General features: G+C 48.6%; 13 protein-coding genes. 10 read left to right on the top strand and 3 right to left on the bottom strand.

All coding sequences use genetic code 11. The annotated features are described in order from the left end of the window. Nucleotides 1-172: 172 nt before the first annotated feature. The 3 genes from ABFC84_18000 to ABFC84_17990 form a co-directional block, all read right to left on the bottom strand. Nucleotides 173-556 (bottom strand): type II toxin-antitoxin system HicB family antitoxin, encoded by a 384-nt coding sequence (locus ABFC84_18000; GenBank protein MEN6414633.1) that lies wholly within the window; start codon nucleotides 554-556, stop codon nucleotides 173-175. A gap of 903 nt (nucleotides 557-1459) precedes the next feature. Continuing rightward, entirely contained in the window at nucleotides 1460-1612 is a 153-nt protein-coding gene (locus ABFC84_17995) for a hypothetical protein (GenBank protein ID MEN6414632.1), read from the bottom strand. Further along, nucleotides 1606-1755, bottom strand: coding sequence for a hypothetical protein (locus tag ABFC84_17990; GenBank protein MEN6414631.1), 150 nt, complete (start codon nucleotides 1753-1755; stop codon nucleotides 1606-1608). Before ABFC84_17990 ends, ABFC84_17995 begins: the two co-directional genes overlap by 7 nt. A gap of 140 nt (nucleotides 1756-1895) precedes the next feature. On the opposite strand from ABFC84_17990, the gene radC reads away from it, so the two are divergent. The 10 genes from radC (at nucleotide 1896) to leuB (ending at nucleotide 14751) form a co-directional block, all read left to right on the top strand. After that, on the top strand, nucleotides 1896-2573 hold the full coding sequence (gene radC, locus ABFC84_17985; GenBank protein MEN6414630.1) for a DNA repair protein RadC: 678 nt from the start codon (nucleotides 1896-1898) through the stop codon (nucleotides 2571-2573). A gap of 32 nt (nucleotides 2574-2605) precedes the next feature. Beyond that, the gene (locus tag ABFC84_17980; protein MEN6414629.1) at nucleotides 2606-3616 is read left to right on the top strand and encodes a hypothetical protein; all 1011 of its coding nucleotides are present in this window, start codon (nucleotides 2606-2608) and stop codon (nucleotides 3614-3616) included. Nucleotides 3617-3688: 72 nt separating this feature from the next. Further along, nucleotides 3689-3832, top strand: coding sequence for a hypothetical protein (locus ABFC84_17975; GenBank protein MEN6414628.1), 144 nt, complete (start codon nucleotides 3689-3691; stop codon nucleotides 3830-3832). A 550-nt stretch (nucleotides 3833-4382) separates the two neighbouring features. Next, a complete protein-coding gene (locus ABFC84_17970) occupies nucleotides 4383-5420 on the top strand; it encodes a glycosyltransferase family 9 protein (GenBank protein ID MEN6414627.1) in 1038 nt (345 codons plus the stop codon). 239 nt (nucleotides 5421-5659) lie between these two features. Then, nucleotides 5660-6745, top strand: coding sequence for an efflux RND transporter periplasmic adaptor subunit (locus tag ABFC84_17965; GenBank protein MEN6414626.1), 1086 nt, complete (start codon nucleotides 5660-5662; stop codon nucleotides 6743-6745). Then, entirely contained in the window at nucleotides 6742-9789 is a 3048-nt protein-coding gene (locus ABFC84_17960; protein MEN6414625.1) for an efflux RND transporter permease subunit, read from the top strand. Before ABFC84_17965 ends, ABFC84_17960 begins: the two co-directional genes overlap by 4 nt. A 591-nt stretch (nucleotides 9790-10380) precedes the next feature. Then, the gene (locus tag ABFC84_17955) at nucleotides 10381-11931 is read left to right on the top strand and encodes a 2-isopropylmalate synthase (protein ID MEN6414624.1); all 1551 of its coding nucleotides are present in this window, start codon (nucleotides 10381-10383) and stop codon (nucleotides 11929-11931) included. A 2-nt stretch (nucleotides 11932-11933) separates the two neighbouring features. After that, the gene (leuC, locus tag ABFC84_17950; GenBank protein MEN6414623.1) at nucleotides 11934-13196 is read left to right on the top strand and encodes a 3-isopropylmalate dehydratase large subunit; all 1263 of its coding nucleotides are present in this window, start codon (nucleotides 11934-11936) and stop codon (nucleotides 13194-13196) included. Continuing rightward, nucleotides 13193-13678: a 3-isopropylmalate dehydratase small subunit gene (leuD, locus tag ABFC84_17945; GenBank protein ID MEN6414622.1), complete on the top strand. Its 486-nt coding sequence runs from the start codon at nucleotides 13193-13195 to the stop codon at nucleotides 13676-13678. The genes leuC and leuD overlap by 4 nt, the downstream gene beginning before the upstream one ends. Before the next feature lie 5 nt (nucleotides 13679-13683). Beyond that, on the top strand, nucleotides 13684-14751 hold the full coding sequence (gene leuB / locus ABFC84_17940; protein ID MEN6414621.1) for a 3-isopropylmalate dehydrogenase: 1068 nt from the start codon (nucleotides 13684-13686) through the stop codon (nucleotides 14749-14751). Nucleotides 14752-14894: the final 143 nt, after the last annotated feature.

Genomic DNA, 14894 nt, shown 5'->3' with positions numbered 1-14894 from the left:
CCTATTTACTATATCCCTTTTATTGGCAGATGACAATCTGTCTGTTTGTGGTGCTCAAAAATAGACAGAAAAGACAGGGAGACCATTATTTCTCAATCTCTCTGTCTTTTCCGTTGTTTCTTTGTCGCTTTGTTTTCTTAACTTAATGACATTGCGTATTTACGGTCTTCTTTTATTTCAATTTCAAATTTTTACCCATGCTAGCTGACAATATATAAGTCGCTAACATGTTTAAGCTAACTTTTTCGCGCTCCGCTCTTTTCGTTAAATCGCGATGCAGGGAGCGAGGAATACGCAAGTTAAATTTACCACTAAACTCATCCTCATTTGGAACCGGCTCTGGAATTTCGAATCCTTCTTCAAGGGCGGTTTCAATCCAGGCCGCCCTGGCATCTTCAATCATTTGCAAAGCCTCTTCTTTAGTATCTCCTTGAGTTATGCAACCGGGCAAATCTGGAATTGCAGCAACAAATCCGCCTTCTGTCGCAGGATTCAATTCTATACGGTAAGGCAAAGATCTAAAATAGGAAAAATCTTTTTCCACTTTGTTGCTCATGATATCTCTCCTCATTATTTATTGTAAAACTGCTAAAAGGGTACGACGAAGCACACAACGTGAGCAGTTTATTTTGCCACAAGCATCGGTTTGGCAAGTACCGCTATTCGCTAGGCTATCGTCCCCTATATATCAAAGGAGACTCGCTGCGGATTTACTCTTCAAAGCAATCTCCAATTGCTTCTAGCGCGAGCTCCACATACTTTTCAAGAATGTATGGGCGTTTGTGAGGCACAGTCAATATTCGATTTCCTTTTGTGTAGGTGTAGTGGCTGGAACCACCACGAGGCTGACGCTTCTTAAATCCTTCGCTTATTAATATTTTGTCTAATTCTTCGAACCGTACAGTTTTTGGATTATTTCTTACCCTGTTCAGTAGTTTTTGAAGTTGACTCAAATATAAACCATCATCCTTTCTATAGTACCGCATTTAGTACTAAATTATACATTAATAGTACCATATTCAGTACTATAATACAATGGTTTTCCGAATGATTTTGACTAAACTTGTGCAAATCATATCGGATGATTTTAGACACCTGCGATGTGGTTTTGGTTAAAACAAGGAGTAAAATTTCTCAATGATGAAAACAGGCTTTGCTTTAGAATTTATCGATCAGGGAAATAGCATCGATTACCGGCTTGAATGAAGGTAAGATAAACAAAATGCTGCAAAGTTAGACAAGAAGAACCGTCACCGTGTCTTTTCACCGCGGCTCCCCATTACCGTGTCTCCGGCCAGAGCAGGGAGCTGATTGACTCCTGGACGGTTTGTCATAATAAAATATAGCTGAAAAGTTTAAACTCAAATAAAATCCAAAGATTTTTTACGATAAAATGATAAGAGAAACATTTTTATTTTCAGAGCAGGAGGGGTGAAAATTCGCTGACGTCTTCTCAGTTTCAGTACATGCAGAATCTGAATGCAACAAGCAGCAGCCTGCAGAGTTCCTCCAGCAACATGTCGACGCTGCTGCCTTCGCTGGATGGTTCTTCTTCCGCCGGCACCGCAGCCACCTTCTTATCCGTGCTGCAGGATGCTTCCTCCTCTAACAAACTGGCTGTTCTTTTGACAGCGCTTCACCCAGCAGTACCGTATCGACGGTGTTGTCCAATCTTATCAGCTCGACGGTAGACACAACTGCATAAACAGCTGTTCTTTTGCCAGGGTAATAATCCCTGGCTTTTTTGTTGTTCATAATTCAATAATGCAAATTATTTTTGTCGAGCTGTTTTTTTTATAGGATTTATGGTCATTAGTCTAGAAGAAAAGAATTTGGAAATATAAACTAATCTGTCATAAACTTCTTTTAGCTTAGCATGACCTAATGAGGTGTGTATGTCTGAGACGATGCATGAGGGACACAGGAAGAGAGTAAGAGCAAGGTACCTGTCGGAGGGGCTGGATACTTTTGCGGATCATCAGGTGTTGGAGATGCTGCTGTTCTATGCTGTACCGATGAAGGATACCAATGAACTGGCACATAAAATGATTGGTGAATTTGGCTCTCTGGCCGGTCTGTTTGAAGCTGATCCCCAAGACATCAGGCAGCGATGCGGTGTAAGTGAAAACACGGCGATTCTGGTTTCGCTGATTCCATCCTTGACACGACGCTACTTCAAGGGTAAGTGGGGCGAGAAGCCGGCACTCAGCAGTTCAGCCAAGGCGGGTGAATACATTGTTTCCCTGTTTGCCGGGAGGGTGTACGAGGCTTTTTATCTTGTTTGTTTAGATGCGCAAAACAGGGTGAATTGCGCTGCAATGGTTCATGAAGGAACGATCAATGAAGCGCCGGTATATCCAAGAATCATTGTTGAGACTGCATTGCGCCATCAGGCGAACAGCGTAGTTCTGGCGCATAATCATCCCGGCGGCACCCAGCAGCCATCCGCGGCGGATAAGGAAGTAACCAAGCGTATTGCCGCAGCGCTGGGTGCAATTGCCATTCATGTCAATGATCACATTATTGTAAGCGGGGATCAATACTTTAGTTTTGCTGAAAATAATCTTCTATAACTTGCACCAAATTCCGGTTTGAGGTGAAATGAATGAGTTATTTTGAAAATCACTTTTTATTTTCTGAAACCTACATCAAAGAATATATTCAACTGCAGAAAAACACAATCGGGAAGAAGATCGACCACGTTTATAAGACGATAAAGGAATATCATGATGAGTATGGAGACAACTGGTTGGGCGAGTATATCCCTTCGGCGCTGGCTACCATCGGCTTCCAATATGTGTCTGCGGCTAATCATATATTTACTCTTTATACCAATAACCCGGCATCAGGTGACAAACCGGCAGTGGTCCTATATGCTGTTGAAAAAGATACAGATCTAAATGCAGCGAGTAAGGGCGGATATCCTGCATATAAGGCAGTCAGTGCGGCTAAACAGCAAAACATTGATTGGGCCATGCTTACCAATGGTTACAAATGGCGGATTTATTATGTTAAGAATGTCAGCCCTTATGAAAATTATCTGGAAGTGGATATGGAGAATAGTTTGAAACAAGGTAAAGCATCAGATGACGCCTTTACCTTGTTTCATTTGTTCTTTAATGCCCGGACATATTACCGGGATGAGACAGGTGAGCTGCTGATTGAACAGATCAAAGATAAGTCTGACGCGAAGGCCGAACAGGTCGAGAACTTTTTGCGGGGCAAGGCGGAGGAGATACTGAAAGATATCTGCTATGGGCTAAAAGAAAGCATGGGACAAGAGACATACGACTCCGTAACCTGCCGGATGATTTATCAGGATGCCATAACGCTTTTATTTCGCATGCTCTTTTTCGGCTATGCGGAATCAAGAGGGCTGCTGCCATGTGATGAGCAGGATCTGGATTATCGCCAAAACAGCTTTTTTAGATTGTGTGAGGAAGCAAAGGAAATTTTGAATTCCGGCAGCGCCTATGATTATAAAAATAGTTTCGATTTTTGGGACAGGCTTGACGAGCATTTGCGGATTTATGTTGACCGGACTTATAATGGTGGACTCTTTAAAAGACAAGGTGACGGTTCTTTTGTCTTGACAAAATTATTCCCTTCAGTTTAAGTTGAAGGGAGGGAATTACAGTGCCAGGACACCAGCGAGTAAAAAGTAACAGCGGATAGTGCCATGGCATGATTGGCGGTAATGAAAGAAAAGATATATTTCTCAATGATGAAAACAGGTTTTGCTTTTTTAGAATTTATTAATTTATTAATCAGCCAAATAGCATCAATTACCGGCCTGAATGAAGATAAGATAAATAAAATGCTGCAAGGTTAGACAAAAGAACCGTCACCGTGTCTCAACAAGCAGCAGCCTGCAGAGTTCCTCCGGTAACATGTCGACTCTGCTGTTTTCTGCATAAACCGCTGCTCTTTTGCCAGGGTAATCATCCCTGGTTTTTTTGTTTTTATAGTACCAAAGAAATGCTCTTCTAATCCAGATCCAGGATCTTGTTGAACCGATAGAGAAAGAAAAGATAGCCGGTGATGAGAAGAAGGTAAACGCTATTTATTCCCAGATGCATTATGCTAGCACTTGTCATGCTATCACTCTCCTTTTTTTATAATTATAGCGTGAATTCTTGACAGAAATATGGCAAAATAGAAAAAAGAATGTCGAGTAGAAAGAAAAATTTCTGTTTAGTATATTCTACTGCCTAATTTTTTGAATTCATTTAGAACTTTTTTTGCTACAGTTTGAATTGATGCTGCGCTGCCAATTATTAACGAATAGCAGACGAAATATTTGCCGGGGAAGATGCCAGAATAATACTATCGGTTTCTTCGCGGCAGCATGACTTTAACGGATAAAGATGGGTGGTCACAGGATGAAGGCAATATTAATTATTCGGCTCAGCTCGATTGGCGATGTGCTTCATTGTACGCCGGTTGCCAGGTCGTTAAAAATGGCCTGGCCGGAGTGCAGAATCACCTGGTTGGTCGGTGAGATAGCGGCGGAGCTGTTGACAGACAATCCGTATATTGATGAAATTATGGTTTGGTCAAGGGAAAGGTTTGACAACTATTTAAAAAAGCTGGAATTCGCCAAGGCTTTTGCTTTATGGGGCGATTTGAAAAAAGCACTGGCGGCAAGGCGGTTTGATGCGGTGCTGGATATACACGGACTGTTTCTGACCGGTATGATTGCAAGGCTGGTGCAAACTGACCGGCGTATCGGCATGAGTCGGGCGAGAGAATTTAACTCGCTGTTTATGACGGAAACGGCGGAACCTCTTGGCAGACATATTATTGATCGTTATCTTGGTGTGCTGGCACCTTTAGGGATTACAACTGTAGACCGCAAAATGATTTTGAAGGTACCGGAAAAAGAGCAGCAGTTTGCTGAAACTTTTCTGAAAGATGCCGGAATTTCCCCCGGGGAACGATTTGTTGTTTTCGTACCGGGAACGACATGGATAACAAAAAATTGGCCGGCCGAATTTTTCGCCCGGACCGGACAAATTATCGGTAAAAATTTTAAAATTGTGCTGTGCGGCAGCAAGGCGGAAGTGGCAATGGGCGATCATATTCAGGCAAAGGCCGGTCTATCTATCGTTAATGCCATCGACAAAACGAGGCTGCTTGAAATGGCCGGCATTATTCAGCAAGCAGCGGCAGTGGTCACCGGGGATACGGGGCCGCTTTATATTGCCGCAGCCTTGGGCGTACCGACGGTAGCCATATTCGGCCCGACAGACCCCGGAATATATGCACCCCCGGGACAGACGGAAGGGGTATTGGTCAGTAAGGGGGAATGCTCATTTTGTCATAAGACAAAATGTCCGCGCGGTGCTGCCAGCTGTATGAGCAAGGTGAAGCCGGAGGCAGTGGCTGAGGCGGTATATCGGGCAGTTAAGGGTTGGTAAAGTTTGAAAATACGGGGGCTTTGGAACCGCAAAGACGCAAAGAGCGCAAGGTTTATGTTATTATGATGAATGGCAGGCAAATTTAAGGCTTCAAAGGGAAAGGCAGATTCATAGCGAATAGTTATCAATGATTTTACTCTGACTTCAATAGGGGTGAAGTTCTTCACGGTAGCCGCAAAAAATTTGGTAATAAGATTTTTAAAGTACTTACCGCTGCAAGTTGAAGTGGGGGGAATAAAGTGAAAAGCCGGTTGATTCGAAATGGTATAACTGTTTTTATCTTGGGTATATGTTTGATATTGACAGGGTGTGGTAATAAAGACAAAGTGAAGGAAGAAATTCCGCTGGTTCGTTCGCAGGTTGTTAAATTGGACGGACTTAGTGAAAGTGCCACTTACTCCGGTGAGGTCCGGGGAAGATACGAGAGTCAGCTTGCCTTTCAGGTCAGTGGAAAAATTATTAGGAGAAATGTGGATTTGGGCAGCGTAGTCCGGGCCGGAGATGTTCTTATGGAGGTTGATCCCAAAGATATTCAGCAAACGGTATCCATCGGTTCCGCTCAGGTCTATGCGGCCGAATCCCAATTGCGGCTGGCAGAAAGCAACTTGCACCGTTATGAGCAATTGTATGAGCAAAATGCCATTAGCCGGGCCCAGTACGATCAGTATCAAAATGCCTATGATTCCGCCCTGGCGGCGGTTCAGCAGGCAGCGGCCCAATATGCCCAGAGTTCCAATCAATTAGGGTACAGCGCACTGTATGCCGACAGCGGCGGAGTCATTTCCGCGGTAAATGCCGAGACGGGGCAGGTAGTCAGTGCCGGCCAAACGGTGATTACCCTGGTTAGGGACGGAGAACGGGAAGTGGAAATCGACGTTCCGGAAAATCGGCTGGCAGAACTGCGGGCGGCCCGGCAAATCCGCGTTGCCTTTTGGGCGCTGCCCGCTCGGGTGGTTGACGGCAAGGTGAGAGAAATCGCGCCGATGGCGGATAAAGTTTCCCGGACGTATAAAGTGCGGATTAGTCTGATTGATCCACCGCCGGAAATGAAGCTGGGGATGACTGCGGCCGTAACGATCGGCAATGCAGGCAGCGGACGGGTCGCCTATATTCCCCTGTCGGCTATTTATCAGACAGGAGACAGCCCTTGTGTATGGGTAATCGAAAACGGCGTTGTCAGACTGAAGCCGGTTACGCTCGGTGCCTTCGGCGACGGGCAGGTGGAACTGCTGGCCGGACTTCAGGACGGCGAAATGCTGGTTACGGCAGGCGTCCACAAACTGCGGGAAGGGCAGCAGGTGAAGACCGCGGGTGAAGGCCAATGAAGAGCGTCAATTTGACGGAATGGGCGTTAAAGCATAAACAGCTGGTTTATTACTTTATCATAGCAATTTTTATTATGGGGATTATTTCCTACAAGCAACTGGGAAGAATGGAAGATCCGGATTTTGTGATTCGGGAAATGGTGGTGTCGGCAGCCTGGCCGGGAGCCAGCGCCCGTCAGGTGGAAGAGCAGGTTGTCGACAAAATCGAAAAGAAGCTGCAGGATACGCCGGGGCTGGATTATATCACAAGTTATTCTCGGCCGGGCCAGGCGGTTGTTTATGTCAATCTGAAAGAAAATTTAAGCCCTGCACAAGTCCGGCCGACCTGGCTGGAAGTACGCAATCTGGTTGACGATATGAAGGACACGCTGCCTCAAGGCGTTGTCGGGCCTTATTTCAACGACCAGTTTGACGATGTATTCGGCTGCATTTACGCCTTGACTTCCGACGGATTTACCTATGAGGAGATGCGGGACCGGGCGGAAAAAATCCGCCGTATCCTGCTGGGAATCAAAAGTGTGAAAAAGGTTGATCTGATTGGCGTACAGCCGGAAAAAATCTATATTGAGATGGAAAATAGCAAACTGGCCCAGTTGGGAATCGACCCCAATTTGATTATCAATACGGTGAAAGCACAAAATGCCATGACAGCGTCGGGGATGGTGGAAACACCTTCCGATAATGTGTATTTGCGAATCAGCGGCATGTTCGAGGATTTGGAAGGCATCCGGAATCTGCCGATCCGGGCTGATAGCCGGACCTTTCGGCTGGGCGATATTGCCAGGGTTGAGCGGAGTTATAGTGAACCGATGGAGCCGAAAATGTACTATAATGGACAACCGGCCATCGGCATCGCCGTATCCATGGAAAAGGGCGGCAATATTCTTTCGCTGGGGGATGATCTGGGAAAAACGGTGGAGCAGATCAAACAAGAGCTGCCGCTGGGGTTGGAAATCAGTCAGGTTTCCAATCAGCCGAAAGTGGTTAAGGAGTCTATTGATGAATTTGTAAAGTCACTGAAAGAAGCCGTTATCATTGTTCTTTTGGTCAGTTTTCTCAGTCTGGGCTTCCGTTCCGGCATTGTAGTGGCTCTGGGGATTCCCCTTGTTCTTGCCGGTGTGTTTGTCTGCATGAAGATTGCTGATATTGAACTGCATAAGGTTTCTTTGGGAGCTTTGATTATTGCTCTGGGGTTACTGGTGGATGACGCCATTATTGCCGTTGAAATGATGTCGGTGAAGCTGGAACAGGGCTGGGAGCGGTTTGAAGCCGCCTGCTATGCGTACCGGGCTACTGCTTTCCCCATGCTGACGGGAACGCTGATTACCTGTGCCGGTTTTATTCCTATCGGATTTTCCAAAGGAATGGCGGCGGAATTTACCAGCAGCTTGTTTGCCGTGGTCACTTTTGCGCTGCTGATTTCCTGGCTGGTTTCCGTTTTTGTCACTCCCCTGCTGGGATATAATTTGATTCGGACAAAAGGGTCGGGGGATAAAGAGAAAGACGTTTATGACTCACTTTTTTATCACCGGTTTCGGCAGGTGCTGGTTTGGTGTCTGGAAAATCGCAAAAAAGTCCTTGTGCTGACGGCTGCTTGTTTTGCCGGTTCTATTCTGCTGCTGCATTTTGTCAAACAGGAGTTTTTTCCGCCGTCGGTGCGGCCGGAACTGATCGTGGAAATGAGGCTGCCGGAGGGGGCTTCGCTCAAGGCAACGGAACAGGAGGCGCAGCGACTTGCAGAATTCATCGAAGGCGATGCGGATATTGAAAGCTGCAGTTATTATGTGGGGGAAGGATCTCCCCGGTTTGTGCTGACAATCGAACCGGTACTGCCGGCGGATAATTATGCCCAGTTTGTGATCGTTGCCAAGGATGTGGCGTCCCGCATCCGACTGAATCAAAAAATTGACACGTTATTTGCGCAGGACTTCGCAAATGTCCGCGGTCACGTCAAATTAATTCAAACCGGACCGCCGTCGGCTTATCCGGTGATGCTGCGAGTCAGTGGCTACGAACATGAAAAAGTCCGGGAGATCGCCGGACAGGTGGCCAATTCGATGGCCCAGAACCACAATCTTGCCGATATTAATTTTGACTGGAATGAAAAAAATAAGGTGATGCATCTGGCGGTAGATCAGGATAAAGCCAGAATGCTGGGCATCGACAGCCAGACGCTGGCCCTTGACCTTCAAGCCCAACTGTCCGGGGCCGCCGTTGCTGAATTCAGAGAGAAGGACAAGACGGTCAGTATTGTGTTTCGCATGGATTCTCAGAATCGGCAGGACCTGGCTCATGTCAAAGATCTTCCCATTCATATTGGCAGCGGCAAATATGTTCCTCTGGATCAGATTGCCAAAATCAGTTATGATGCGGAAGAAGGCTTGATTTGGCGGCGCAATTTGAAGCCGACCATCACCGTTCAGGCAGACGTGATTTCCGGTATGACAGGCAATGACGCTGCCAAACAGGAATACGAAAATTTATCCGCCTTGCGCCAAAGTCTGCCGCCAGGATACAGCATTGAGCTGGGCGGTTCCATGGAAGACAGCAACAACTCTTCTCAGTACATGCTGCAGCCGTTACCGGCAATGATGATTATTATTATTACTCTGTTGATGCTGCAGCTGCAGAAGATTCCCCTGATGCTGCTGACACTGCTGACAGCGCCGCTGGGGATAATCGGCGTCAGCCTTGCCATGCTGCTGACTCAGCGCCCTATTGGGTTTGTGGCGGAGCTGGGAATCTTGGCCCTGGGAGGAATGATTATCCGCAACTCGGTGATTCTGATTGATCAGATTGAACAGCATATTCAGGCCGGAGAATCCCGCTGGGATGCCATTATCGATTCGGCCGTACTTCGGTTCCGTCCCATCATGCTGACGGCGACGGCGGCGATTTTAGGTATGGTTCCCCTGATGCCCAGTAACTTCTGGGGGCCGATGGCGGTTGCTATTGCCGGAGGTCTGTTTGGCGCCACAGTATTGACGCTGTTGGTTTTACCCACCATGTATGCGGCCTGGTATAAAGTGACGGGGAAAAAATAATTGTAAAAATTGCTTGACAAAAGACTCGCGTACTGGGATAATGTATACAAAATTACATTTTTGATTCAGAAAGTGCGTCTAGGGTTCCGCTGTTTACAGGTCAGGACCGAGCGGCGCAGAATGCGGCAAAGGGGCCGCATTACACCGTGGGTATAAAAGGCCCTGCGGAAAGTTTCTTGCTTAGCCGGGACTTTTCGCAGGCCTTTTTTAGCACAAGCCAAGTACCCCGTTCCAAGTTCCATGAGCCAACAACCCACAGCCAATCCAACTTCATAACGCTACCAACAATGACTGGGCTAAAGCAATGATGCAAACTGCTGCAGAAAGCCGGCGGGTGATGAAAGCCGGTGCAGGATCATTGCCGTTACCTCACCCAGGAGAATTTCAGCTGACAGGCATCTTGCACACGGCAAATGTGTTTTGTATGCAGATAGGCGGGAACGCAGCCGGGCGTTAACCGGGAGCCGAAGAATAGTATATTCGGCGTATTGAGTAAGAAAGTAGGGTGGTACCGCGGATTTTACCGCCCCTACTAACGCAGAACAGCGTTAGTAGGGGCGGTTTTTATTATATTATAATGGAGGAATCAGTATGGATGATCAAGTAATTCGAATTTTTGATACGACACTGCGGGACGGTGAACAGACCCCGGGCGTCTGTCTGGAAGCAGCAGAGAAGCTGGAAATTGCTCAAGCACTGGCAAAGCTAAAGGTGGACGTCATTGAAGCCGGATTTCCGGTGGCTTCACCCGGCGATTTTCAAGCTGTGAAGCAAATTGCCGAGCAGGTGAAAGGTCCGGTGATTGCCGCGCTGGCCAGAGCGGACAAGAAGGATATTGATCTGGCCTGGCAAGCGCTGCAGCAGGCTGAACGGCCCTGTATCCATACCTTTATTGCGACAAGCGATATTCATCTGGAGTACAAATTGAAAATGACCAGGGCTCAGGTTTTAGCAAAGGCGAAGGAAGCTGTCCGTTACGCCAAAAAATTTGTCAATGACGTAGAATTTTCGGCAGAAGACGCTTCCCGGTCGGATTGGAATTTTTTATGCCAGATTTATGGCGCAGCGATAACGGCCGGGGCAACTGTCATTAATGTGCCGGACACTGTGGGCTATAGTACGCCGGAAGAGTTTGGCGCCTTAATCCGCTATATCCGGGAACATGTTCCCAATATTGATCAGGCTGAAATCAGTGTTCACTGCCATGATGATTTAGGTATGGCAGTGGCCAATTCTCTGGCGGCGATTGCCAACGGAGCCACTCAGGTGGAATGTACAATCAACGGTTTGGGGGAACGGGCCGGGAATGCGGCAATGGAAGAACTGGTTATGGCCCTTTATACGCGCCGGGAGCACTATCATGCGGCAACCGGTATGGACACACGCCAAATTTACCGGACCTCCAGGCTGGTTAGTACGTTAACCGGCGTGGCAGTAGCGCCGACTAAAGCTGTTGTGGGCGAAAATGCTTTTGCTCATGAGTCGGGCATCCACCAGCATGGTGTACTGAATAATTCCTTGACTTATGAAATCATGCAGCCGGAAATTGTCGGTATCAGCCGGAATGCTATTGTCCTTGGCAAGCATTCGGGACGGCATGCCTTTGAAGAGCGGTTGAAACAATTGGGCCATGAACTGGACGGTCAGAAAATTAATGAACTTTTTGTTCAGTTCAAAGCCTTGGCTGATCGCAAAAAGGTTGTGTTCGACCGGGATCTTGAAGCAATGGTTTCCGATAAACGGGTGGCAATCCCGGAATGGTACCGTTTAACGCGGCATCATGTGGTCAGTGGTAATAATACGTTGCCGATGGCCTCCGTGAAGCTGGAGACAAAAGACGGACAAGAGGTAGAGAAGGTAAGCGATGGCTACGGTCCGGTGGATGCTGCTTTTAAGGCAATTGAAAAAGCAGTCGGGTTTGCCATTGAACTGAAAGATTTCCAATTGAAAGCGGTAACTGCCGGTGAAGATGCTTTAGGGGAAGCAACCGTATGGCTGGAGCGGGACGGCGGCACTTTCATCGGGCGGGGTCTTAGCACCGATGTCATTGAGGCCAGCGCCAAGGCTTATGTGAATGCGGTCAATAAAATGCTGGCGGCCTGCGGCCGGCCGGCAAAAGAACAAACAGCAGGGGGGATTTAGCTATGGGAATGACAATGACGGAGAAGATATTTGCCCGCCATTCCGGGCAATCAAAGCTGGAGCCGGGACAATTAATTCAATGCAAGGTTGATGTGGTATTAGGCAATGATATTACAACGCCGCCGGCAATCCGGGAATTTGAGAAAATCGGCCGGCCGGTGTTTGATCCGGAAAAGATTGTCCTGATGCCGGATCATTTTACGCCGAATAAGGATATCAAGTCGGCGGAAATGGCGAAGACCGTGCGGGAATTTGCCCGGAAGCATCAGATTACCCATTATTACGAAGTAGGCAGAATGGGCATTGAACATGTATTTTTGCCGGAAGCCGGTTTGGTGGCGCCGGGAGAGGTCATTATCGGCGCCGATTCCCACACTTGCACCTATGGGGCGGTGGGGGCCTTTGCCACAGGCGTCGGCTCGACGGATATGGCGGCGGCAATGGCCAGCGGTGAAACCTGGTTTAAAGTACCGTCAGCGATACAGGTAAACGTAACCGGAACACTGCCGGAATGGGTATGCGGCAAGGACGTGATTCTGACACTGATCGGCATGATCGGTGTGGATGGGGCCCGCTATCAGTCACTGGAATTTACCGGCGAGGGAGTTAAGTCCCTGTCCATGACCGATCGGTTGACGATTGCCAATATGGCTATCGAAGCCGGAGCAAAAAACGGCATCTTCCCGGTGGATGAAATTACCCGGGAGTATGTTACCGGGCGGGTTCAAAAGCCCTATACGGTGGAAAGTGCCGATGCTGACGCTGTATATAGCAGAAGGATAAACATTAATCTCAGTCAACTCACTCCGGTAGTGGCGCTGCCCCATTTGCCGGAAAATGTCCGCCCGGTGGCAGATTTGCAGCCGACGCCAATTGATCAGGTGGTAATCGGCTCCTGTACCAATGGCCGGATTGAGGATCTGGCCCAGGCGGCAAGCGTAATGTCCGGTCAAAAGGTGCACCCCAGGGTGCGGACTATTGTGATACCCGGCAGTCAGGCAGTTTACCTGGAAGCCATGCGGCGGGGCTATACCGAAATCTTTATTCAGGCCGGAGCCGCAGTCAGCACTCCCACCTGCGGGCCGTGCCTGGGCGGACATATGGGAATCCTTGCCGCCGGGGAGCGGGCGGTATCTACAACGAACCGTAATTTTCGCGGCAGGATGGGTCATGTAGACAGCGAGGTATACCTGGCAGGACCGGCTGTGGCCGCCGCCAGTGCAATATTAGGGCGTATTGGTGCGCCAGGGGAGGTAGTGAAATGATTTTAACAGGAAAAGTTTGGCGGTATGGCGACAATGTGGATACGGATGTGATTATTCCGGCAAGATATCTCAATACATCCTTACCGCAGGAACTGGCAAAACATTGTATGGAGGATATTGATACCACCTTTGCCGGCAGCGTTAAAACAGGAGACATTCTGGTTGCCGGCCGGAATTTCGGCTGTGGTTCCTCCCGGGAGCATGCGCCGGTCGCTATTAAGGCCAGTGGCATTACCTGCGTTATCGCGGCTAGTTTTGCCCGGATTTTTTACCGGAATGCAATCAATATCGGACTGCCGCTGCTGGAGCTGGGGGAAGACGTGAGCGGTATCCGGGAAGGCGATAAGGTGGAGGTGGATTTGGCCGGGGGTATGGTTACCAATAAAACTACCGGCCAGGTTTTAACAGCCCAGCCGCTGCCGGGGTTTATTCAGGACATTGCCCGGGCCGGCGGCCTTATCAATTATGTTAAGGGGGAGTAAAAGAAATGGCAAAAAAAATTGTTGTAATTCCCGGTGACGGGATAGGGGTAGAGGTAACGTCAGCTGCGGTTGCCGTTCTAAAAAAAGCCGCCGGCCGGGCAGCCATAGACCTGGAGGTTGAAACCGGTCTGGCCGGAGGTGCGGCAATTGATGACTATGGCGTTCCCCTGCCGGAGTGTACGCTGGCGGCGGTAAAGCAGGCCGATGCCGTGCTGCTGGGAGCGGTAGGCGGCCCTAAATGGGATCAGGTATCGCCTGACATCAGGCCGGAAAAAGCAATTCTGGGACTGCGGAAAGCCTTAGGCTTGTATGCCAATCTGCGTCCCAGCCGGGTGACAGCCGGTATGCTGGAATATTCCCCTTTGAAAGCCGGGGTGGTGGACGGTACGGATATTCTGATTGTGCGGGAGTTAAACGGCGGGATTTATTATGGTCCCAGATGTGAGAAGCAGGCGGACAGTCAGGTGGAGACGGCCTGGGATACGGAAATTTACAGTGTGCCGGAAGTGGAACGGATCATGCATGTGGCGTTTAAAGCCGCTCAGGGCCGCAAGAAAAGGGTTGTGTCGGTGGACAAGGCCAATGTTTTGGCATCTTCCCGGTTATGGCGGCGTACGGCGGAAAGAATTGCCGGGGAATACCGGGATGTGGAACTGAGCCATTTATATGTGGACAATTGCGCCATGCAGCTGGTGACAGGGCCAAAGCAGTTTGACGTAATTGTGACCGGCAATCTGTTCGGCGATATCCTAACCGATGAGGCCGCTGTAGTGTCCGGTTCCATCGGGATGCTGCCGTCAGCCAGCATCGGCGACGGACCGGGATTGTATGAGCCGATACATGGATCGGCGCCGGATATTGCCGGCAAGGGTGTGGCAAATCCCATCGGAACTGTTTTATCGGCAGCTATGCTGCTGCGGTATTCCTTGGGAGAAGATGGCGCGGCGGAAGCAATTGAGCAGGCGGTCGAGAAGGCGCTGGCGGAAGGATACCGCACCGCTGATTTGTATCAGCCGGGCTTGAAGCTTGTGTCAACGGCGGAGATGGGTGAAAAGATTGCGGCCGGTTTATAAAAAATAAGGCTAAAGTCTCTTTGTACAAAAACTAAGGAGGGATCCAGTAATGCCCAGGCCTGTGTTTAATGAGGAAAGATGCAAAGGGTGTGCCTTGTGTACAGTGGCATGTGCAAAGAAAATCATTGTTATGTCAAACAAAA

The sequence above is a fragment of the Veillonellales bacterium genome (genome assembly GCA_039680175.1).
In the GTDB taxonomy this organism is placed as follows: Bacteria; Bacillota; Negativicutes; order JAAYSF01; family JAAYSF01; genus JBDKTO01.
Note: the sequence above shows the minus strand (reverse complement) of the source record. Positions and strands in the feature narration are given on the sequence as shown.